Annotated in this window: 20 protein-coding genes; 4 read left to right on the forward strand and 16 right to left on the reverse strand. The window is 47.1% G+C overall.

Going from position 1 to position 21,277, the window contains the following annotated elements; all coding sequences use genetic code 11:
• Positions 1 to 82: 82 nt before the first annotated feature.
• The 6 genes from CRO25_RS10120 to CRO25_RS10145 all read right to left on the reverse strand — a co-directional run bounded on the left by CRO25_RS10120 (position 83) and on the right by CRO25_RS10145 (position 7,127).
• A complete protein-coding gene (locus CRO25_RS10120; RefSeq protein WP_079694840.1) occupies positions 83 to 1,213 on the reverse strand; it encodes a glycosyltransferase family 4 protein in 1,131 nt (376 codons plus the stop codon).
• 447 nt (positions 1,214 to 1,660) lie between these two features.
• A complete protein-coding gene (locus CRO25_RS10125) occupies positions 1,661 to 2,215 on the reverse strand; it encodes a GNAT family N-acetyltransferase (protein ID WP_079694841.1) in 555 nt (184 codons plus the stop codon).
• A gap of 101 nt (positions 2,216 to 2,316) precedes the next feature.
• The gene (locus tag CRO25_RS10130) at positions 2,317 to 3,372 is read right to left on the reverse strand and encodes a hypothetical protein (protein WP_079694842.1); all 1,056 of its coding nucleotides are present in this window, start codon (positions 3,370 to 3,372) and stop codon (positions 2,317 to 2,319) included.
• Between the two features lie 99 nt (positions 3,373 to 3,471).
• Positions 3,472 to 4,275 carry a Cof-type HAD-IIB family hydrolase gene (locus CRO25_RS10135; RefSeq protein ID WP_079694843.1) on the reverse strand — a complete coding sequence of 268 codons (804 nt, stop codon included), beginning with the start codon at positions 4,273 to 4,275 and terminating at the stop codon, positions 3,472 to 3,474.
• A 420-nt stretch (positions 4,276 to 4,695) separates the two neighbouring features.
• Positions 4,696 to 5,442 (reverse strand): pseudouridine synthase, encoded by a 747-nt coding sequence (locus tag CRO25_RS10140; protein WP_079694844.1) that lies wholly within the window; start codon positions 5,440 to 5,442, stop codon positions 4,696 to 4,698.
• A complete protein-coding gene (locus CRO25_RS10145) occupies positions 5,439 to 7,127 on the reverse strand; it encodes an RsmB/NOP family class I SAM-dependent RNA methyltransferase (RefSeq protein ID WP_079694845.1) in 1,689 nt (562 codons plus the stop codon). The genes CRO25_RS10140 and CRO25_RS10145 overlap by 4 nt, the downstream gene beginning before the upstream one ends.
• Positions 7,128 to 7,348: 221 nt before the next feature.
• On the opposite strand from CRO25_RS10145, the gene CRO25_RS10150 reads away from it, so the two are divergent.
• Complete coding sequence (locus CRO25_RS10150; protein WP_064639191.1) at positions 7,349 to 7,897, forward strand: thioredoxin family protein; 549 nt, start codon at positions 7,349 to 7,351, stop codon at positions 7,895 to 7,897.
• Positions 7,898 to 8,109: 212 nt separating this feature from the next.
• Here the strand turns inward: CRO25_RS10150 and CRO25_RS10155 are convergent, their stop codons facing one another.
• The 3 genes from CRO25_RS10155 to CRO25_RS10165 all read right to left on the reverse strand — a co-directional run bounded on the left by CRO25_RS10155 (position 8,110) and on the right by CRO25_RS10165 (position 10,639).
• The gene (locus CRO25_RS10155) at positions 8,110 to 8,604 is read right to left on the reverse strand and encodes a DUF309 domain-containing protein (RefSeq protein ID WP_079694846.1); all 495 of its coding nucleotides are present in this window, start codon (positions 8,602 to 8,604) and stop codon (positions 8,110 to 8,112) included.
• Positions 8,591 to 9,406 (reverse strand): GTP pyrophosphokinase family protein, encoded by an 816-nt coding sequence (locus CRO25_RS10160; RefSeq protein ID WP_053783647.1) that lies wholly within the window; start codon positions 9,404 to 9,406, stop codon positions 8,591 to 8,593. Before CRO25_RS10160 ends, CRO25_RS10155 begins: the two co-directional genes overlap by 14 nt.
• 135 nt (positions 9,407 to 9,541) lie before the next feature.
• Complete coding sequence (locus CRO25_RS10165; protein WP_079694941.1) at positions 9,542 to 10,639, reverse strand: quinone-dependent dihydroorotate dehydrogenase; 1,098 nt, start codon at positions 10,637 to 10,639, stop codon at positions 9,542 to 9,544.
• Positions 10,640 to 10,894: 255 nt separating this feature from the next.
• Between CRO25_RS10165 and CRO25_RS33305 the strand changes: the two genes are divergently transcribed.
• On the forward strand, positions 10,895 to 11,032 hold the full coding sequence (locus CRO25_RS33305; RefSeq protein WP_162842436.1) for a hypothetical protein: 138 nt from the start codon (positions 10,895 to 10,897) through the stop codon (positions 11,030 to 11,032).
• Between the two features lie 86 nt (positions 11,033 to 11,118).
• Here the strand turns inward: CRO25_RS33305 and CRO25_RS10170 are convergent, their stop codons facing one another.
• The 3 genes from CRO25_RS10170 to CRO25_RS10180 all read right to left on the reverse strand — a co-directional run bounded on the left by CRO25_RS10170 (position 11,119) and on the right by CRO25_RS10180 (position 14,397).
• Entirely contained in the window at positions 11,119 to 12,558 is a 1,440-nt protein-coding gene (locus CRO25_RS10170) for a L,D-transpeptidase (RefSeq protein ID WP_079694847.1), read from the reverse strand.
• Between the two features lie 172 nt (positions 12,559 to 12,730).
• On the reverse strand, positions 12,731 to 12,973 hold the full coding sequence (locus CRO25_RS10175; protein ID WP_024629252.1) for a ferredoxin: 243 nt from the start codon (positions 12,971 to 12,973) through the stop codon (positions 12,731 to 12,733).
• 119 nt (positions 12,974 to 13,092) lie between these two features.
• Positions 13,093 to 14,397, reverse strand: coding sequence for a DNA polymerase IV (locus CRO25_RS10180; protein WP_072732307.1), 1,305 nt, complete (start codon positions 14,395 to 14,397; stop codon positions 13,093 to 13,095).
• Positions 14,398 to 14,944: 547 nt separating this feature from the next.
• Here CRO25_RS10180 and cimA point away from each other — a divergent pair.
• Positions 14,945 to 16,564 (forward strand): citramalate synthase, encoded by a 1,620-nt coding sequence (cimA, locus tag CRO25_RS10185; protein ID WP_079694848.1) that lies wholly within the window; start codon positions 14,945 to 14,947, stop codon positions 16,562 to 16,564.
• A gap of 94 nt (positions 16,565 to 16,658) precedes the next feature.
• Here cimA and CRO25_RS10190 read toward each other — a convergent pair whose 3' ends face one another.
• A complete protein-coding gene (locus CRO25_RS10190) occupies positions 16,659 to 17,210 on the reverse strand; it encodes a TlpA disulfide reductase family protein (RefSeq protein WP_079694942.1) in 552 nt (183 codons plus the stop codon).
• A gap of 184 nt (positions 17,211 to 17,394) precedes the next feature.
• On the opposite strand from CRO25_RS10190, the gene CRO25_RS10195 reads away from it, so the two are divergent.
• A complete protein-coding gene (locus tag CRO25_RS10195; protein ID WP_079694849.1) occupies positions 17,395 to 17,883 on the forward strand; it encodes a Mov34/MPN/PAD-1 family protein in 489 nt (162 codons plus the stop codon).
• Here CRO25_RS10195 and CRO25_RS10200 read toward each other — a convergent pair.
• From CRO25_RS10200 to CRO25_RS10210, 3 genes are read right to left on the reverse strand one after another with little or no spacing between them, the layout of a single operon-like run.
• Positions 17,869 to 18,606, reverse strand: coding sequence for an exonuclease domain-containing protein (locus CRO25_RS10200; protein ID WP_063564793.1), 738 nt, complete (start codon positions 18,604 to 18,606; stop codon positions 17,869 to 17,871). The genes CRO25_RS10195 and CRO25_RS10200 overlap by 15 nt on opposite strands.
• Positions 18,603 to 19,697 (reverse strand): DUF294 nucleotidyltransferase-like domain-containing protein, encoded by a 1,095-nt coding sequence (locus CRO25_RS10205; RefSeq protein WP_371121402.1) that lies wholly within the window; start codon positions 19,695 to 19,697, stop codon positions 18,603 to 18,605. Before CRO25_RS10205 ends, CRO25_RS10200 begins: the two co-directional genes overlap by 4 nt.
• A gap of 33 nt (positions 19,698 to 19,730) precedes the next feature.
• Complete coding sequence (locus CRO25_RS10210) at positions 19,731 to 21,131, reverse strand: ammonium transporter (RefSeq protein WP_063564794.1); 1,401 nt, start codon at positions 21,129 to 21,131, stop codon at positions 19,731 to 19,733.
• Positions 21,132 to 21,277 lie beyond the last annotated feature (146 nt).

Here is a 21,277-nt window from a genome sequence, read left to right on the forward strand (position 1 = left end):
TTTTGTTGCGAAGTATCATTTCCCTAAACATAAAAAAAGCCGCTCTTCACACAGCGGCTTCCTTCTTTTCCCTTTCCAGAAGTTAAAACTGGCTCGAGAATTGCAAATACATTTTTTTCAGTTCATTGACCGATCTGCCCAAAGAGTAATGGGTTTTGGCCTTCTCGCATGCCGAACGAGCGAGCTCATAACGGTACGCCGGGTCAACCATCACCTTCTCCAGCGCTTCTGCCAGTGCAAACGGATCTTCTGAAGGCACCAGCAAGCCGTTACTGCCGTTCTCGATCTGTTCGGGTATGCCGCCAACATCTGTACCTACAAGGGCAAGACAGCTAAGCGCTGCTTCCGCGAAAACAGACCCGAACGCCTCCGCCCGCGAAGGAAGTACAAAGATATCAAAAAATGGCATGAATTCCTCAGGGTGCAGCGTGTAACCATAAAAAATAGTCTCATTATAAATGCCCAGCCGCTGGGCCAATTCTTCCAAGTCTGGACGGATCGGTCCGTCCCCAATAATATGAAGCACATAATCATGTCCCCGGGCTTTCAGTTCGGCACAGGCTTTGAACAGAATATCCAGCCCTTTCGCCGGAACCAGACGGCATACGGTGACCAGCTGTGGTATCGCGTTCTCATGGGGAATTGGCTTAAACCTTTTCTCATCAAAACCATTCGGAATCACACCGATAACATCGGGATGCTGTACATAAGGCGCCAGATAACGACGGAAAGAATCCGATACCGTTAACAACCGCTCCGCCTGGTGCTCCAGCTCACCATAGATGGCCAGCAGGAATTGATGCTCCGGTCCGTTCGGCTCAATGCGTCCATTCAGAATCAGCTCTCGCTCATAACTGGAGTGGATCGTTTGAATGAGAGGTACATCCGGGAAAACCTTCTTCATTGCAAGCCCCGCAATAGGATGATGGGCATGAATCAGATCGTAAGGCTTCTGAATACGCAGCTTGGTCCACCACAAATAATCCCGGTAGGTTTGCATATATTTTTGCACGACAGGACTATCCTGATACTGAGTCCAATCGAACGTCTCAAACTGGATATCTTCCCTGCCCTTGTTGCGAATTCGCTTAGGCAACGAGAACAGATCCATCTCCCACCTCGGGGTTGTAAACCTCTCTTGCATATACGGAATCATAGAGGATACACCTCCGGGCTGCTCCGGAGGAAAGAAAAGCGCCTGCAGCAATCTCACCGTTAGTTTCCCCCTTTCTAGCATAAATCTTTTCATTACATCTTCAATCATGATATATCAGAACATATGTTCAGTAAAGGTACAAAATGAGATTTCTTATCACTCGCTCATTTACAGCCGAATAATAGAATTCATTTCAATATCAATTGTACCATGTTGCATCTGACGCTGACGATATTACGAGTACTGTTAGGTACTGAGGGCAATTCCAATGGAATCATCGCTCTCTGTCTGCCTTTATTCTACTATACGTTATCTTATTCATCTTGTTTGAGCGTACGCCCTCACTTCGGAGTCGTATATACAACATATTCAGAAGATGCTCGGCTAAGAAGCGGATGTATGATTTTGGAAGTTAAGCCTCCTTTGCCGACATACAAATGAAAGCCAGTGAGCAATGGTTGCCCCCGGCTTTTTGAATGTACTTCTTTTGTTTGAATACAGTGTTTATACAGACAAGTGTGTGATCGCCTTCTCGTACGTACTGAAGCCGTCTGTCTCTCCCACAAAGGTATAGTCGTTACGCCCATAGAATGCGTTCAATGTTGCGTTCTCAGCTCCGCAATCTAATCGGACAATGTGTTTATCCTCAAACTGGATCCCGCTGCTCGACCATTGCAAAATCGCCCGTCCCAGTCCACTCTGGGCGTACTTTCTGCGGATGGCTAATCGGTGCAGATAAAGTGCGCCATCCCCGGCATGCGCTTTGCTTCCCCATAAGTGCACATCCCATGCACTTGGGTGGCTCATCAAAATAACCATGCCAGCTATGTCAGAACCCTTTTTAAATACAAATACGTCGCCACGCTGAATAGCCTCCGCCGTATTATGAGAATCCTCACCTTTTAACAACGCATTCCATTGAGAAGACCCCTGGCTCCGCAACCACTCGGCTGTTTCCATGAGCAGGGACATCACATCCTCCGTGTCTTCCGGCTGAGCCTGCAATGCCTTAAATTCATCATTGATGTAGTCTGTTGTGATACTGAATGAGTGCTTCATGATTCTCCTCCACTTCCAGGTCTCTCTTAAACTAATGGTACTATACCGGGAAATGGCTTGTTCGTCAAAAAGAAAACAAAAAAGGCAAGAGGCTGTGCCTCTTACCCTTCAATCTTCGCTTCATCGATAATTTGATTACGGTATAACATCGTGAGATGTAATGTATCAAACTCAAGCTCTTTGTCCAGCTCTCGCATCAGAACTTCAACCAGACTCTTTCGCTGAACACTTGTGCCGGGTACCTGATAATCAATATAGCCTGACAAATCCGCTTCTGAGGTATCAATCGTTGCTGTACCTACAGGTAACCCTCCGCGTTCTTGTAGAAACAGTTCATATACCCGAAACTCCCGATCTTTGCGCACCAACATGACATAACAGGCTTCTTCAGCAGCTTCAATCTCTTCGAGATCTTCTTCGGACTCTATCTCATCCTCATCCGCAAAATCCCGGTGCACCCATTCCGCCGATTCCATCTCCTGCCCTTGATGCCACATGCGGATCGTAATCGTATCGATGATTTCTTCATCCAGCTCTCGTACCAGCAGCTCGGCAGCCGCATCCTGATAATTCTCTGCCGGTTCATCATACCAATGGATCTCACCCTGCACATCAGCGCCATATTGTTTCAGAGAGGCTTCAGCCAGTTCCTGTCCATTGGCGTCATTAAATACATAGGTAGATATGCTGCGTCCGGCGCTTACCAGCTCCATTTCAAGCAAATGTTCCGGGTCTTCATATGTAAATGATTCGGCTTGTGAGCCAGGAATGACGTGTACTTCATTTACACCAGCCCGATCATTCTGTCCATCGTGATTATACGTATCTTCAGACCGTGACGACTGATTGAACATATCCGTTTGAGACTCTGGCTTCTGTAACACAGAATACAGTGTACCGCAGCTTACAAGCACTTCATATTCAGCAGCACTTACCGCATCCGCGAGAGAACGAATATATTCGTGCACCTGCTCCACAATATATTGTTCTGTCTCGTCAGGTAGCGAATTCTGCTCAATCTGAAGGCTGCCGGATACCCGATCCCCTTCCCTGAACACAAGCAGCAGCGAACCCATATATTGACCGCCCACCATAATATCCTGTACTTCGCCACCTGATGTTCGAAGATCAGGAATCAGCTCTACTTTCAGTTCCATGCACCTGTCCTCCTCGGTTCCTAACGTTATTCTATTAGGTTACCCTTGAGAGCGACAGTTTATAAGATACAACGCTATTCAGATTTTAAGAGCGAACTATTAGACGGACAACACATATTTTTGGATAGCGTGGGCCACACCCTGATCGTTGTTCGAAAGTGTAACCTCATCCGCAGCTGCCTTGACTTCTTCCGGGGAATTGTCCATCGCAACCCCTTTGCCTGCAAAGGTCAACATGGTGATGTCATTGTAGTAGTTACCTACCGCCATGATCTCGGAAGGCAGGATTCCTTTTGCTTCGGCCAGTCTTTTTAGAGCTGCACCTTTGGAGGCTTCTGGATGCATCAGATCAATGAAAAAATCACCGCTACGCGTCATATAATATGGAAGATTCCAGGTCGACCACTCCTGCTGCACCGCATTCATCTGCTCGATGGGTCCAAACGCAGTGAATTTCGCAAGCGGCTCTGTCATATCCGCCCATTGCGGCAGCTTTAATGGCTCTGCCATGAAGTTTTGATACATTTCGCGTACCTGCAACTCCAAACCTTCGGGCTGATCCACATAGAGTCCAAACGCCGTGTTGATGTCAAAATGTACACCTTGCGCACGGCAGTAAGATATAAAAGGCTCCAGCCCCTGTCCATCCATGGCAAAATGGTGCACCACTTCGCGAGTCTGAACCTGTGCGGTCACCGCCCCATTATGTGTAATGACATATCCGTCAAGTCCCATCTGCTCCATAAACGGGATCGTATTCGCAGGACCTCTGCCTGAACACAGAACAATCTCAGCTCTCTGACGGGAAGCACGAATTAAGGTCTCTTGCGTCAATTCGGTAAGTTCATGATGATCATTAAGCAGCGTTCCATCGACATCTAGTGCGATTAATTTAATTGTCATTGTCTTCATTCCTTATCTGTAAAAGAGTCGCACCCACCCAAACCCTCCCTTCCGAGGGAGGGCCCCAGAGGGCTCTGCCCTCTGGACTCCCGTCTCGTTTACCGGCGGCGGTTTCGATCTTGCTATGTGACGGTCGGTGTGGGAGCGCTTGGTTGCCGGGTCTGCCGCTTGACAGCGGCGGCCCCGCCCAAGCTCAAGCGGGACCATTACGGGCAGGGCTTCGCCTTCTGCCCGGGCTCCCTGCTCCGCTTCGCGAAGGACGGGAGCTGTTGCGCCTTTAGCGCGGTGGGCAGCGCTTCGCCCCTGCCCGGATCCCTGCTCCGCTTCGCGAAGGACGGGAGCTGTTGCGCCTTTGGCGCGGTGGGCAGCGCTTCGCCCCCTGCCCAGACTCCTTGCTTCGCTTCGCGAAGCAGGGAACTATTACTTCCGCAAACGTTCTAACTCGTCAGCGGTTAATTCGCGATAACTGCCAATTTCAAGATTGGCATCCAGCTCCAGGTCACCCATGGCAACACGTTTCAGATAAACCACACGTTTGCCAACAGCCTGGAACATTCTCTTCACCTGGTGGAACTTACCCTCATGAATGATCAATGAAATGGAAGAAAACACGCCCTCTTCTGTTTCCTCATGTTCCAGCACAGTCAGTTCCGCAGGCAACGTCTCGTATCCATCATCCAGCTGAATGCCGGCTTTGAATTTTTCAATATCTTCTTCATCAACATTTCCCAGCACACGGGCTTCATACGTCTTGGGCACATGTTTACGCGGGGATAACAGATCATGGGCAAGCGGCCCATCATTGGTTAGGATGAGCAAGCCTTCGGTATCTTTGTCGAGCCGTCCCACAGGGAACGGATCGAAGACACGCTCCTCTTTACGCAGCAGATCAATCACCGTTTTATCCCGATTATCTTCGGTTGCCGACACCACGCCAGGTGGTTTGTGAAGCATCAGGTAGATCATTTCACGATACACAATCCGCTCTCCGTCAGCTTCAATTACGTTTACGTCTGGATTAACCTGCACACCGCTGTCTTTCACCGGTTTACCGTCCACACGGATTCTGCCCTGTTTTACCATCTTTTTGAGCTCACTTCGAGACCCCACACCCATATGGCTCAATATTTTATCCAGACGCAGCGTTTGTTTGCCTTTTCCACTCATACTGATGTCCACCTCCAGCCTGCCGGATATTCATTTTTCAGTACACCATCCAGCCATTTCCCCCAGCCAGCCGCAAATCCGTCCACACACACCAACACATAACCTTTGGCCGCCGTATCTGCTTGACGTTCAACTCGTGCTTCTTCGATGTTCAACGTCTCTCCTTTGAGATACCTTACTGCTTCACCGTCTGCCGAAGATAAATTAACGGATCTCTGAGCTTCAGCTGCATTCAAAGCACATGCAAGCGGATGAGAGGGCACAAATCGCCCATTCTTTACGGTACCCATAAACCAACCTGGTCGAATAACCTTGAGCCCTTCCAGACGGGCAGCACCCACAGAAGATTGATACACTCGATCGCCGTAATACACCGTTTCTCCAGCAAGCTCGATTTCCAGATTTTCTTGTACAAATTGAGCATACACCGTTCCTGGATCGACATTTGCCTGGTCGGTTCCTCGTCCCTGAGCCCGTTCGTTTTTACGACCACCACGTTCGTTTCTTTTGCCCTGTTTTCCCTGAGCCTTGCCACCACGGGTATGCTTATCATCGCGTTCTCTAGATTCGGTTCTCATTAGACGTTCCCGTTTCCGCTCTTCTTTACTGATTGGTGCAGATACACAGATAAATGGTTCTACCAATTCACTTAGTTCGGTGAAATCTGCGCCCACTGCCTGTCCAATTTGTAAAACGCTGCCCTCTTCTTGATTTCCGTCTTCTTCGATAAGAGATTCCGCACGATGCTGCAATACAGCAACATAATGTCCTTCCCCCTCCAAGAGATGAGGCCACAACCTCGCAGTGCCGCGCGTTTGGTCCAGCACAGATTCCGTCTCTTCTGCTTTTTCGGGCAACATCTGACGCACCCATTCCGGTCGTCCTAGCGCAAATCCTGCACTTTCCGGGATGTCATTCACCACAAAATCAGGATTGATGTTCAGAAATTCCGCAATCATCGCTTCATTTTCCTCTGGTGCAAATGTACATGTGGAATATACGATGGTACCCCCTGGAGCAAGCAGCTTGGCCGCAGTCTCCAGAATATCGCGCTGCATCAGCACACATTTTTCCACCGAATGATTCTCCCAAGATTTCACCATGTCCTCATCTTTGCGGAACATGCCCTCACCAGAGCAAGGCGCGTCTATTAAAACTTTATCAAAATAATGACGAAATGCACTCGCAATCCGTTCCGGTGATTCATTCAATACAACAGCATTGCGTACCCCATACAATTCCACGTTTTTGGCGAGGGCTTTCGTACGTTCCGCATGAATATCATTTGTAACAAGTACACCTTTCCCCTGAAGCTTGGCTGCGATCTGGGTTGTTTTCCCGCCAGGTGCAGCACATAGATCTAGTACACGTTCCCCGGGTTTCACATTCAATAATTCAACTGGGGCCATGGCGCTTGGTTCCTGGATATAATACAAACCTGCATGATAATAAGGATGTAACCCCGGCTTAACCCCGTGAGGCACATAAAAACCCGTTCCGCACCACGGAATGGGTCGCATATCAAATGGAGCAATTTTCTTGAATTGTTCCAGCGATATTTTTAACGTATTCACTCTCAGCCCCGCATGTGGCGACTGCTCATAAGATTTCATAAATTGTTCAAATTCATCGCCTAACAAGCTTTTCATTCGCTCGGCAAATATCGAAGGCAGCTGTACAGCCATAATCCCACTCATCCTGTCTTGTTAAAATTGCATATAGTTCTATGTTATCATATCCGGGCAATGCTTTCCTATTGCTTCATACATATTCCACTACAGCGTGTAATGTAGTATAATGGCAAGTAGATTGATTGATGTGCAAAAATTCGGGTGTTTATGCATATTATCCCATTCTGTATTTTTGCCAAAACTATATTTCGATATGATCGATGGGGGATGTCTTAATGAAATCCAAGAAGAAAAAGAAAAGCGCTGCGATCCTTATTTTCCTGGGTATTTTCGTCGTTTTGATTGCAGCACTCGTCCTGGTGAACCAGCAATCCAAGAAACAAATGGACGCCGTGGGGAATGCTTATGGCATCGCCGCCTCCAAGCTTAATCCCGCAACACGCGAATTGCTGGACGATCCGAACTACCAACAAATCATTTTGCCTGATGATCTGAAAGCCAGAATTGATAACAAAGACAGCTTCTTTGTATATTTCTTCGCCTCCGACTGCTCACACTGCCGTGCGACAACACCTCAGTTGATGCCACTGGTCGATGAGGAAGGGATTCAACTGCCTCAGTTCAATCTGCGTGAATTCGATTCCGGTTGGACCGATTATAACATTGAGTACACACCAACTCTGGTATATTATCAGGATGGTGTTGAGAAAGACCGCATGGTTGGCGGGCTGCAGGAAAATGGCAGTGCCAACGGTTATACACTGGATGACTACAAGCAATTTTTCGAGAAATATAAAGGCAGTGCCACTCCATCGGCAAGCTAATCGTATATTCCCTTCGCGGATTTGATGGACCCGCATGAATTATATTGTCCTTTTCATGGACAAGCTCTGGAATCATTCCAACCTTTAATGATGTCCTTTAATATCGAACACCCCGGCCAATTCCTCTAGAGGAACGGTCGGGGTGTTTTTTAAAGATCATATGTCTGAGAACATGTTAATGATAAAGTGAATGATGTCTTTCTATTACAAGCTTACTCGCTCTGCAAGTTCTGCTCCTGCTGCAATGCTTTCATCTTCTCTTCATAGAATCGTCCACGTGTAGGACTCCGGCGTTGGGGAATATTAGGCTTCAGTTCAAGAGCTCGTTCTCGAACCTCCTGCACCAGTACCTCATCCTGAATCTGAATATGCAAGTCTCTGTAAGGAAACTTCTGCGGCTCAGGACCCGAAAGTCCATGAACCAGCTCCTGTACTTCCTGCACCAACGGTCCAAGGGCAATACCTCGCGAAGTTTCCGGATATGACTTTAACAGATCTACCGAACTCTGTAACATCATGCGTCCTCCGCGAAGGTTATCATTCCTGAAATGATACAGCCCCACTGCAATCTGCAACAATCCTTTGTACAGAGAATCTCGATCCCGTTCAAGCCACAGTTCTTCCAATACCTCATGGCATTCAAAGTAGTCCCGATCGCGATTGAAGTAGATCAGATAGTCAACATACAACGGCTCATAGCTGCTCATCCGGGTTTTCGCCCTTTCTAGCCGCATTCAGAAGTGCTTTCACATCATCCAGAAGGTCTTTTAACCCTTCCATATCATGACGCTCCCAGCAGTCATTGAAGCGCTTTTGTGCCTCTATCGCTTCGTTCACGAGGTGGTAGAAGTACAATTGATGTATGATGTTCAGCGTTCTTGATACAATATTGGAGTCATCTTCAAAGGCCTTTTGCGCCTCCAGAATTTGCAGACGGATCGCCGACATCTCATTATCGAGTACAAAAGCGGCTTCCGCCGTCTTTTTCAATCGTGCGCGCATATCATCCGGCAGACTCTCCCGAAACTTGTAACTCAGGGAGTGCTCGATCGTGGCCCAGAAGTTCATCGCCAGCGTCCGAATCTGAATCTCGGCCAGTACATTCTTCTGCCCAAGAGCCGTCTGAACAGGATACTCAATAATCATATGGAAACTGCGGTAGCCGCTTTCTTTGAAATTGGTGATATAATCTTTCTCGATTAATACCGTCAAATCCTTACGTCCACGTATATACTCGGCTACCCGCCGAATATCATCCACAAACTGGCACATAATGCGGATACCTGCAATATCCTCAATGCCTGTTTCCACCTGATCAAGCGGCACATTCAGGCGTCTGGATTTCTCCAGAATGCTGGATATTTTTTTGACACGACCGGTAACGAATTCGATCGGGGCGTATTCTTCCCTTTTCTTAAGCTCCGCCCGCATCGTTTTAAACTTAACTTTCAATTCCTCTACCGCTTGTTCATAAGGAAGTAAAAATGTACCCCAGTCTCTACCGTCCATGCTTATGCCTCCTGTCTCTATAGCTTCCCCTGTTCTTATCCATTATACATGATGTTAAGCGGGGGGAAGAGTCCCGTACGACATTACCCTCTTCCACGCTTCTAATTTCCAATCTGGGGAACTCCGAAACATTGCTTAACGATGCTCTGCACCGACAGCTTCCGAAATATGACTGTAACCGTCTTTGCGCAGCAATTCACGCAGTCCGGCATGAATGCGCCGGTTCACTTCAGGTCCTTCATAGATCAATGCCGTATATATTTCCACCAGGCTGGCCCCTGCTTTAATCTTTTCGTAAGCATCTTCGCTTGTGAAAATGCCCCCCGATCCGATGATTGGCAGTTTGCCTTCCGTCTGGCGATAGATTTGGCGAATGATTTCCGTGGAACGATCACGCAGCGGCTTGCCACTTAGTCCACCTGTCTCTTTAGCATGCTGATGAGACAGACCCTCGCGGCTGATCGTTGTATTCGTTGCGATGATACCGGCAACTCCACTATCTGCAATGGTACTTACCATATATTGAAGCTCCTGGTCATTCACATCAGGTGCAATTTTGACCAGTACCGATTTAACGGAACCGCCCGCTCTCTTGCGCTGCGTCTCCATCTCATTCATCACAGCGGCAAGCAATTCCTTCAGTTCATTCCCATGTTGCAGATTACGCAAATCCGGTGTATTTGGTGAACTGATATTCACCACAAACAGGTCCGCATAATCGTATAGCGCTCGAATGCATTTTGCATAATCCAAATGCGCTTCTTCATTCGATGTCGCCTTATTTTTACCTATATTTACGGCCACTGGAATACGGCGCTCCGTGAGGCGTGCCAATTCACCCGCCATCGCTTCGGCTCCAAGGTTATTGAATCCCATCCGGTTCACCAATGCCTCATCGGGAGGCAGGCGGAATAACCGTGGCTGGTCGTTACCTGGCTGTGCAAGCGGTGTGACTGTGCCCACTTCCATGAAGCCAAACCCGATGGAAGAAAAGCCCGTTACAGCCTGTCCGTTTTTGTCCAAACCAGCCGCAAGTCCTACAGGTGTAGGAAAATGACATCCAAACATATCCACAGCCAGATCCGATGTTTCACGCACGCCATACATGACACGCAAACCGGAAGGAACCGGGCGAATACTCCCCATTCCACTGAGGCCGCCGATAATTAGATGATGGGCCTGCTCAGGGTCCATTTTGAACAACAAGGGTTTAGCAAGACTTCTGTATAACAAATCACTCACTCCGTTCTGGTCCGGTACGCTGAAAAAACTGCTTTCCGTCTTTTTCATATGTAAAAAACACTCTATACACAAGTCTATCCGTTTCTTCTTCAAAAGGAAAGTAGTTTGAGCATAGACAGAAGGAATCGTATTATGCAAAATGCTCACAAGAAATCCACCCGCCTACTGGAAATGGCGAGTTGAATTCTTTACAATGGGAGCATGGCTATATCTATATAGCCTTATTCCATGAAGGAGGAACAGCCCATGGCTCCCAAACGCAAACCACCTACTTTGCAGCAAAAGAAAGATGAGGTCAACCGGAAAGCCATTATCTGGACCGCAGCCAGCGTCGGTGGACTGATCATTATCATTGGTGCGCTTATTATTATCGCCAACCTGTAAATGCTTCAACCGACTGTTTCTGCATCTACATACCAATCCAGCATGGATTTTACGTTTTCTTCGGTCTGAATCACTTGGTTTATCGTTTAATTCAACCAATGATACGTCTTATTCGGATTATTTTGCTTGGGAACAAGTGTGTACCGGTAACGATCCTTCGCTTCTGGAACCATAGCTGTCTCTGGCAGCAGATCTTTCCCGATGCGTACCGGAGTTCCCTGAGGAGCAAGAGCAAATAGCTCTTCCACATCTTCAGTACTCATTCTCACACATCCAAGGGATTCATCCAGCCCGATACTGTTTGGCTCGTTGGTCCCATGGATGGCATAATTCGTGTCCGATAGCTGCATGCCCCTACTTCCAAATTCGCCGTTGGAGCGACCATTTGGATTTACAACCTTGTCTGAAATGACAAACAAACCCTCTGGAGTGCGATCTCCTCCGAGCCCCACCTCGTAATTACGAATAATGGTGTTGCCACTAATCAGTGCAAGCTTATGTCTGCTCTTGTCCACGATGATCTCAAGCCGATCCTGCAAAAAAGGCTTTCCGCCTAACGTATCCACAAATGCAGCGTTTTTGCCTTGCGGCAAATCTGAACCTTCACGTGTTCCCTCACCTGTGTTTTTCCCTTTTCCCATTTGCCCTTGTTGATGCATGGCTAGTAGTGCCGGAAACATCCGGGTCATGCCAGGTGCAGTTTCGCCCAAAATATTATTTGGAAACGGCTGGGCAAGTTGCGCCACACTTTTCGGCCAGCTACCGTTTTGTTTTTTATATGTAATCATTGCACTCGACAGAGCTGCCGCGGATTCCTGTTTGGCTGTCCAGGCTTGTGCCAGACGCTTGATCTCCGGTGATACTTCCGGCGGTTCACAGTTACACTGTTTGGCATCATAACTCTGTGCCGTTAATTTGCCACTGCTGTTTGTCTGAACGATGTATTTCACCGCCATATTTCGCTTCCATAATGTCCAGTTACCTGCGACCTGCATTCCAAGCACAGCCGATGTCTGTACTTTCGCACCAGAGCCTGACCATGCAGCTGCAAGTGCAGCCTCACCCTGGTCCCCTCCACCGAATGCTCCAGCTATAAACACATTGGATTTTGCAACAAGAGCCAAGTCTTCCATCGGGTTATTCCCTGATTCGCTATCCATGGAATCGTCCGTCGATTCCAACGCTGAAGCCAAAGCCTCGGCTGCATCCCGATTGAAACCAGGAGCGTCTGCAGGTGGTAATCCTGCCAGTGCAAGCAGCATAAGCAGGGTAAGCCACATCTTGCGAACACGATGTTTTTTCTCCTTTTGCTCAGCCATCTCAACCAGCTTCTCCTGATAATCTACCCATATATCTGCCGGTGCCTTGCTTCGTTCGAAAGCCTCGTAGACTTCACCCGCCTGTTGAAAACAATAGTTCGCCTTGGCTTCCTGCCCTTCACCCAAATATTCCTTACCGAGTAAATACCAGGCCATTTTATTATCTGGATGTTTCTTTACATATGTTCGTAGATGAGTATTTTGCATCCGATCCTCCATCATTTCGCCTTTTTCCGTTTCTATATATATCGGCAAATGATGACAAGAAATCCATAGGACTTGAGTACCCGGATCTATGCCTCAACATTCGACAAAAAAAAGCACATTCGACTGTCCCAATGACAGAAGAATGTACTCTTGTATGTTCATATGAAAGGAATTAACCTTCTTTATTGAAAGGTTCATCCGCAACTTTAATGGAGTCCGTAGGGCAGCCGTCGCAAGCATCCTGCATGTCGTCGAACAAGTCATCCGGAATTGCTTTGATCCCTTTGTTGGCATCTCCATCGAAGATCACTTCTGCCAAACCTTCATCATCATAGTCATAAATGTCTGGCGCCGTTGCTCCGCACGCTCCGCACGCAATACATGTATCTTTTTCTACCCAAGTAAATTTACTCATTACCAATCTCTCCTCCTATTATTCAAAAACGTACAGTATTTTTATCTAGAAACATATTAATACAAAGTAAGAGTTATTACAAATAATTTTAACAGCCTCAAGACTCCATTATGCCCTATTTAATCAAGACTTTGCAAATTATCTTTTTGCAGCGATGTTCCCCGGACTTTATGATTGCGCAGTAATACGGAAGGATCATCCCCCAGCATGCCAGCTGTAACGACAGCATTCTCACCAAATTTGTCACGTAACTGATCCATAATGCGAATCAGGTTTTCCTTCTTCGGTTTCTGCTCATATTCAAACAGATCAAGCTGTATCGCAGACTCCTCACGTGGAATCAGTGTTTGGAGGGTCACACCCAACATACGAACAGGCTTCCCGCCGCGCCAATGTTTCGCAAATAAAGCACAGGCCTCCCGGTATATGATGGATGCATCTTCAGTAGGCACTTCCATCATCCGTGATCTCGTAATCGTCTTCATATCCGGTGTACGAATCGTAATCTGAATGCCCTGACTGAGCATTTCGTGCTTGCGCAACCGTCTGGCAACCTGGTCACTTATATTCAACAACACCCGATGTACATCATCCATTTCAGATATATCCGCAGGCAGCGTTGTTGTGTGTCCGATCGATTTGTTCGCTTCACGTTCAGCCTGAACTGCAGAATGATTAATGCCGTTTGCTGAATTTTTTAACCAAGAACCATTAATACCAAACACATCGGTTAACATCCGCTCGTCTGATTTGGCCAGCTGGCCTATTGTTTCAATGCCCAGCTTCTTCAGCTTTTCCGCTGTCTTTTTGCCAATCCCAAACATCTCGTTACAAGGTCTATGCCATAAAATCTGAGGTACATCCCTCATCCGCAAAATCGAAATGCCATTAGGCTTTTTCAAATCAGAGGCCATCTTGGCAAGCAGCTTGTTGGGTGCAATTCCGATCGAACAGGGCATCCCCAGCTCATCCCGGATTCTGGTCTGAATACTTTCCGCAATTTCCAGCGGTGTACCGAACTGTCTGGACCCCGTAATATCGAGGTAACACTCATCGATTGAGGTCGCTTCAAGCAGCGGTGTATAACTGTAAGCTATTTTCATGAATTCTTTCGAATATCTACGATATAAATGAAAATCCGGACGAATCACAATTAAGTCAGGACATTTCTTCAATGCTTGATGAACGACCATACCTGTGGAAATACCCCTGCTTCGTGCCGTGTACGAACAAGTTACAATGACACCTTTGCGCACTTCACTACTGCCAGCAACGGCCGTCGCTTTTCCTCTATATAATTCCGGTTCCTCGGCTTCATGTACAGAGCAATAAAAAGCATTCATATCGACATGCAAAATCACTCGTCCGGCGGTAGGATAATATCGATCTACATTTATGTTGTTATGCGTCTGGTCTGAAGACATGATCCACCACCGCCCTTTCGTATACACAATTCCGTTACATGCAATCTCTACTCTATTATATCAAATTCCCTTATGTAAAAATCATTTATATCCCCTTATTTTCGGCGAGATTTAACGATCGATCGAATGATACCCCACACGGCAACGACGATAATAGCAATTATAATGAATGAAATAATTGTATTCTCCCACACAAAATGCATCCTCTTCCCTCCATTTATAAAGACAGGATTTGAATCCCTATGCAATCCTGGAATACTTGTATTTAGATGAAGCATAACATATTACAAGACTACGTTTACAGCTCACTTAACCCTACAATCCATCATTTGTTACACCAAATGGTGAATTCGATGTAGCATTTGGCGATAATGGTGCTATAATAATTAATTATACAAATTCACGATTTTAGGACAAATCTACACTTTGAATTTAATACAGTGTAGCGGTACAGAATCGAAGGATTCGTCACCAACATGCCCATATGTTTTTTAAACACACCATTAAACTTTCTAAAAAAAGCGCTTCATCTTAAAGGAGGATCTTCATGTCAAAGGCCATCTCCATCTTCGATACGACTTTACGTGACGGCACACAAGGGGAGGGAGTCAGCTTATCGGCAGATGACAAGCTCAAAATTGCCAAGAAGCTCGATGACCTGGGTGCTCATTATATTGAAGGCGGAATTCCAGGCAGCAACACCAAGGACATTGAGTTTTTCAAAAGAGTCAAGGAACTGAACCTGAACGCGAAGGTTGTCGCTTTTGGCAGTACGCGTCGTAAAGGTAGCATCGCCAGTGAAGACGCCAACTTGAAGCGCATGATTGAATCCGGTGCTCAGGCAGCGACTCTGGTAGGAAAATCGTGGGATTTCCACGTACACACTGCTTTGCAGACTACTTTGGAAGAAAATCTGTCGATGATCTACGACTCCATTGCCTATCTGAAACAAAACGATATGGAAGTCATTTTTGATGCAGAGCATTTCTTCGATGGATTTAAGAACAATCCAGAATATGCACAGGCTGTATTGACCAAAGCCCATGAAGCTGGAGCGGACTGGCTTGTAATGTGTGACACCAACGGTGGAACGATGCCGCATGAAGTGTACGAGATCGTGTCCACTCTCGCTGGACGACTTCCGCAAGCCCATCTGGGCATTCATACACATAATGACTGTGAACTTGCTGTAGCCAACACCTTAAGCGCTGTACAAGCTGGTGCCAGACAGGTGCAAGGTACGATGAACGGTTATGGAGAGAGATGTGGTAATGCTAATCTGGCTTCCATTATCCCTAACCTGCAACTGAAGCTTGGATATGAGTGCGTTTCTGAGGATTCAATGAGACAGCTCACGAATGTTGCCCGTTATGTCAGTGAGATTGCCAACGTAAATATGCCAATCAACCAGCCTTATGTCGGAAATGCTGCTTTCGCTCACAAGGGCGGTATTCACGTCTCTGCCATCTTGCGTGATTCCCGAACTTACGAACACATCGTTCCTGAGTTGGTTGGTAATAAACAGCGTGTGCTCGTCTCCGAACTGGCAGGACAAAGTAACATTGTGTCCAAAGCACAGGAACTGGGTCTTGAATTCGATCCAAGCAGTGCCAACTCACGTCAGATCATTGAGAAAATCAAAGATCTGGAACATCAGGGCTATCAGTTCGAAGGCGCCGATGCCTCTCTTGAATTGTTGATTCGTGAAGCCAACGGTGACATGAAAGAATTGTTTACCTTTGAATCGTTCAAGATGCTTGTTGAAAAAGTGGCTGGCAAGTCTGTTGTTTCGGAAGCCTTTGTTAAACTTAACGTAGGCGGAACAAGTGCGTATACCGCAGCTGAAGGCAACGGTCCGGTTAATGCACTGGATAACGCACTTCGGAAAGCGCTTGTGCAGTATTTCCCTTCCCTTGCCAACATGCATCTGTCCGACTATAAAGTACGTGTTCTGGATGAGAAAGATGCTACTGCCGCGAAGGTTCGTGTATTAATTGAATCCAAAAACACAGAAAACACATGGAATACGGTCGGTGTATCCGAGAACGTGATTGAAGCGAGCTGGGAAGCCCTCGTACACAGTTTCCGTTATGCCCTTCTTCAGGAAAAATTGCAGGACAAGCCTGGCGTAGTCAACATCCCTGCTCACGGACTAAGCAACCATTAATGCATATTTCCCGGAAAATAAAAGAAGCGCCTGTCTCCAAAAAACATTGGAAGACAGGCGCTTTTGCTTCTCGCTTGGCTAGCTTCTTGCTTGGCTAATCCTCAATTAACTCCTTGATTTTGCGCTCCAGCTCTTTCTCAGGCAAAATCCCCAAAATAATTTCCTGAACGACACCTCGGGAATCAATCAGTACATTCGTTGGAAAAGCTAAACCGTTATATTTGGCATATGCTGTTCCGTCTTCATCAAGCAGAATAGGGAACGTCAGTTTGTATTCATCTACAAAAGCTTTGGCATCCCTGATTTTATCGTACGTAGTTACATTCACACCGTAGAGATCCAGTTTATCCTTGTATTTCGCTGCTAATGTATTGAGCGCAGGAGCTTCCTGCTTGCACGGTTCACACCAGGATGCCCAGAAACTGACGAAGATGGCTTTTTCCTTGGCTCCACCTACAGCGTAGGTTTTCCCATCCATGGCTTGCAAAGAGAACGCTGGTGCCAGTAAACCCGCTTTCGGCCCCGTCTCCGTCGGCATTGGCTCCTCTTGCTTAAACACGGCTGCGATTCCGTTGTCTGCATTTTGAGCCAAAGCAATGCCCACAAGCAATACAACACCCAGCAGTATGTATATATTTCGTTTCATGACCAGCCACCCTTTTGTATAATCAAACATATTGAGATTCACGCTCTTCTAACATGTGAGATATTTCAAGATCTCTATCATATTGTACCCTTTTCCTTTAAAATTTTACAATCCGAGTCACACAAAATAAAATAAAAAAGGACTCCTGCCGAAGCAGGAGCCAAAGAGAGAGGGGTGAATACAAATGGCAGCACTTCACGGGCAACAAAACACCTTATACATCCCTTCCTCCGTAGAACAGGAGATGTCTAAGTACATGTTCGCTTCACTGCCACAGGAAACCTGCGGGGTTGTGCTGGGTGAAGCCGCAGCGGGCGGCATACGAATCAGTCGGTTTCAGCCCATTCGTAACGTAGCGCCTGACCCGCTGCACCATTTTGCATTGGATGATGCAGAATGGATCCGGTGTGTGTTCAATGAGCCACAACTTATCGGACTCTTTCACTCCCACCCCCGAACCACTCCCGTACCTTCCAATGAGGATCTGCGTAACCTACCGATTTTCGCTGGATTACTCAAGGTCTATTTTATAGGCTCGCCTGATCAGACAACTGGTACACAATCAAATATGCTTCTAAATGGTTATCAAATTCATTCAAATGTTGATTCAAGCATTGGAATGAGCCATGACCAATCATACAACTTACAGCCCGCCCAGCTATGCGTGACTTAACTGGGTGTACAGATCACCCAATGTTTCTACATTTTTGCGAGACATATCCTCCAGATAACAGGACCATAACTGTGCTGTCATTTTGGCGTCCTCCAAAGCGTGGTGGCGTCCATAGATCGGAATGCTTTTGGATTCCAGCAACTCATCCAGACCATAACCCGGTCTGTTCGGTTCTAGCCAACGTGCCAGCATCATCGTATCGATGAGCCGGTGAGTTAGCCTTACTTTGGATGTCCGCCACAAGGCCGCATTCAGAAAAGCCCGATCATGCGCGCTTGCATGGGCAACCAGTACACTTCCGCCAACAAAAGACATGAAGTCATGCAAGCCTTCCAGGAGCGACGGAGCATGCATCGTCATTTCCTGAGTAATTCCCGTCAGTTCAGTAATATGTTCCGGAACGGAGACTTTGGACTGAACCAATGTATAGAACTGCTCATTCTCCAGCATCACACCGCCATTAATACGCACCGCACCAAAGGAAAGGATCTCATCCCCATGCTGGGGCGAGAAGCCCGTCGTTTCTAGATCGAATACGACAGCATTCAATTCGTTCAAGGGTGTGTGCAGTACCTCGGGTCTGCGCTGTTCTCTCATCATCGAACGGATGAACGCCATATGTTGCGCCGTAGGGGCTCCCATTATGGAAGCGATGGCGGAAGGAACCCCTCCCTGGCGCAGCGAATTCCAGAATCCAGTATTGCCCCTTGCCGGCTCTCTCATGGACGTCTCCTTTCTGCAAAACGAAGTTGTCTTTGCAGCGCACGATGTACTCGCCGCACCAACCCTAACGTATCCCGGAGTTCATAAAGCATTTGTTTTTCCTTCAACTGTCTCTCATTTAGGAAACCACCGCTATGCTGTAACCCCTGTTTCATCACAACGGGTGTACTACGTCGCAGTTTCAAAGCCGTCATAAAGGCTCGCTGAGCTGAATCCAGCAAAGTAAGCGGAACTGCTTCAAGTGATACCAACCTCTGAATTCTCTTCAGCGTGGACGTTTCTTTGATACCATGCTGTAAAGCCAGAAAACGCGCACTGTTCACCAGCGGAATATACAAGCCGTATTTCACATCGAATCCACCTGCATGTTCACCGAATCGTTCCGTCACTACCCTTCCGAGGATGTTCAGTGTTGCCTTGTGTTTAACGGTATTGCGCAGCACAGCATCAGAAAGCTCAGGAACCGATCTGAATCCTTCGTAAAATGCAGAAATCCATTCCTCCGCAAGCTGTGGCTCACCTGCAACAAAACGCATGTCTGAAGCGATAATTAGATTGCGAACCGGCTCCCATGACAGGTCCGATCCCCATGCTTTCAGTTGTTCCTTCCATGACTCCAGCGTTTTCCTCCATAAAGGCTCCGAGCACATCACTTTGCCTTCACATTTGGCGTAGCCAAGTGCCTCCAACATATCGGTCATTCGAAGTCCAAGTTCGGCAAAATATACCTCTTTCCCTTCATCCGGGGTATCGCTGATAATCATGCCATTATCCTGATCACTCCATAACGTCGCTTCTTGCCTGCCGGAACTGCCAAATACGATAAAGGCATAGGGGACGGGAGGTCGGCCTAAGCCTTCCTCTACCATCCCCTGGATGCATAACTCTACTGCCCGCCGAGCAACCCTGTCATGCAGTTCATTTACCGTCTGGTACCATTCAATCGGCGACAAGGAAGCGGACAACAGTTCCTGGAGCTCATTCTGCAATATCACACGTGCCTGGCGCAGTTCTTGCGAAGATGCCGCACCATCTATTCCCTGATAGGACCAGGATTGATTTATATACGGGATGGGTTCCATCATGTCCAGCCTCCTTGAAGCATGATTCAGCAATCATTCCTCTTAGGAGCTGAACGTACCGCCATTGGATTTAGTTTCTACATTTTTCATTTGTTCAGGGTACCCGTAAGTACCATGCTCACTTAAATCCAGACCCATCGTTTCTTCTTCTTCCGTTACACGGATTCCCATGATAGCTTTCATACCACCGAGAATAATGAAGGACATGATCAGTACGAAGGCAAATGCGCCAGCCAGACCCAGAAGTTGAACGCCCAGTTGGTGGAAACCGCCACCGTAGAACAGACCCGCTTGACCTACGCCTGCATTCTCAGCAAGTTCTGGTGTTGCGAACAAACCTGTCGAGATCGCTCCCCACATACCAGCAATACCGTGTACAGAGAAAGCGTAGATTGGATCGTCGATTCCTTTACGCTCAAAGAATTGAGCAGTGAAGAATGTGATAATACCTGCCAGAGCACCAATAACCAGCGCTGCCCATGGTTCAACGAAAGCACAAGCACCTGTGATGGCAACGAGTGCCGCAAGCACCCCGTTCAGCATGCTAGGAATATCGGATTTACCCAATACAGCCCATGAGATCAACAGTGCTGCAACACCACCAGCAGCCGCAGCTACGTTTGTAGTCAATGCTACATAACCGAAGAATCCATCACCCATGGCAGATAATGTACTACCTGGGTTGAAACCGAACCAACCAATCCAAAGGATAATTACACCGAGTACAGAGTAAACTTGGTTATGACCTGGAATGATGTTAGGTTTACCATCTTTGTTATATTTGCCGATACGCGGCTTCAACAAGATGGTAGCTACCAGTGCAGCAGTTGCACCCGTCAAGTGGACAACCGTCGAACCTGCAAAGTCTTGCATACCAAGCTCAGCCAACCAGCCGCCGCCCCATACCCAGTGAGCAACAACCGGATACATGATAATGGTGTACAGCGTACCGAAAACGATATATACACTCATCTTTGCACGTTCAGCCATACCACCGCAGGCAATGGCCAGGGATACTGCTGCAAAGGCAAGGTGGAATACAAACTTGATTGTTAGCGGAACATCAGAGAAGGCCAGTGATTCGAACGAAGCAGCCATTCCGTCCCCACTCAGGAAAAATCCGGTTGTACCGAAGAAACTGTTACCATTACCGAAACCAAGACCGAAGCCTAGAGCCCAGAAGGCAATAACTGAAATTCCCAATGTCAGGATTGTTTTACCCGCAATGTGTCCTGCGTTTTTCATTCGAGTTGAACCCGCTTCAAGTAAAGCAAATCCCCCTTGCATCAGGAAAACCAGCACAACAGCCAGAAACGTAAAGGCTGAGTTCAGACCGCTTTGAAGTTCGATGTTAGTCGGCCCCTCCGCAGCTGCAAATGCGCTGACCGGGAAAGCCAATAAAGTAAGCATTATTAACACCGAAACCAACCATTTCTTTCTCATATACCCCACTCCCTCTTATGTTAAGTTTCTTCACATATCGTGAAACTCTTAATGCCATTATAAGCAGAAGACAGGAAAGTTGACAAGAGTATTTTCAGCAAAATTGAAAAATATTTCTGGGAATAAAGTCATACGTCTTTTTCTTG

It is taken from the genome of Paenibacillus sp. RU5M (genome assembly GCF_900221055.1).
Classification (GTDB): domain Bacteria; phylum Bacillota; class Bacilli; order Paenibacillales; family Paenibacillaceae; genus Paenibacillus; species Paenibacillus marchantiae.

Bases quoted from the DNA above. Each gene is read 5' to 3' on its own strand.
- CRO25_RS33305 (WP_162842436.1), top strand. From the start codon at position 10,895: ATGGCTCCCAAACGCAAACCACCTACTTTGCAGCAAAAGAAAGATGAG.
- CRO25_RS10125 (WP_079694841.1), bottom strand. From the start codon at position 2,215: ATGAAGCACTCATTCAGTATCACAACAGACTACATCAATGATGAATTT.
- CRO25_RS10175 (WP_024629252.1), bottom strand. From the start codon at position 12,973: ATGAGTAAATTTACTTGGGTAGAAAAAGATACATGTATTGCGTGCGGA.
- CRO25_RS10200 (WP_063564793.1), bottom strand. From the start codon at position 18,606: ATGAGAGAGCCGGCAAGGGGCAATACTGGATTCTGGAATTCGCTGCGC.
- CRO25_RS10140 (WP_079694844.1), bottom strand. From the start codon at position 5,442: ATGAGTGGAAAAGGCAAACAAACGCTGCGTCTGGATAAAATATTGAGC.
- CRO25_RS10170 (WP_079694847.1), bottom strand. From the start codon at position 12,558: ATGCAAAATACTCATCTACGAACATATGTAAAGAAACATCCAGATAAT.
- CRO25_RS10160 (WP_053783647.1), bottom strand. From the start codon at position 9,406: ATGGACGGTAGAGACTGGGGTACATTTTTACTTCCTTATGAACAAGCG.
- cimA (WP_079694848.1), top strand. From the start codon at position 14,945: ATGTCAAAGGCCATCTCCATCTTCGATACGACTTTACGTGACGGCACA.
- CRO25_RS10130 (WP_079694842.1), bottom strand. From the start codon at position 3,372: ATGGAACTGAAAGTAGAGCTGATTCCTGATCTTCGAACATCAGGTGGC.
- CRO25_RS10180 (WP_072732307.1), bottom strand. From the start codon at position 14,397: ATGTCTTCAGACCAGACGCATAACAACATAAATGTAGATCGATATTAT.
- CRO25_RS10155 (WP_079694846.1), bottom strand. From the start codon at position 8,604: ATGAGCAGCTATGAGCCGTTGTATGTTGACTATCTGATCTACTTCAAT.
- CRO25_RS10210 (WP_063564794.1), bottom strand. From the start codon at position 21,131: ATGAGAAAGAAATGGTTGGTTTCGGTGTTAATAATGCTTACTTTATTG.
- CRO25_RS10150 (WP_064639191.1), top strand. From the start codon at position 7,349: ATGAAATCCAAGAAGAAAAAGAAAAGCGCTGCGATCCTTATTTTCCTG.
- CRO25_RS10190 (WP_079694942.1), bottom strand. From the start codon at position 17,210: ATGAAACGAAATATATACATACTGCTGGGTGTTGTATTGCTTGTGGGC.
- CRO25_RS10195 (WP_079694849.1), top strand. From the start codon at position 17,395: ATGGCAGCACTTCACGGGCAACAAAACACCTTATACATCCCTTCCTCC.
- CRO25_RS10145 (WP_079694845.1), bottom strand. From the start codon at position 7,127: ATGGCTGTACAGCTGCCTTCGATATTTGCCGAGCGAATGAAAAGCTTG.
- CRO25_RS10135 (WP_079694843.1), bottom strand. From the start codon at position 4,275: ATGACAATTAAATTAATCGCACTAGATGTCGATGGAACGCTGCTTAAT.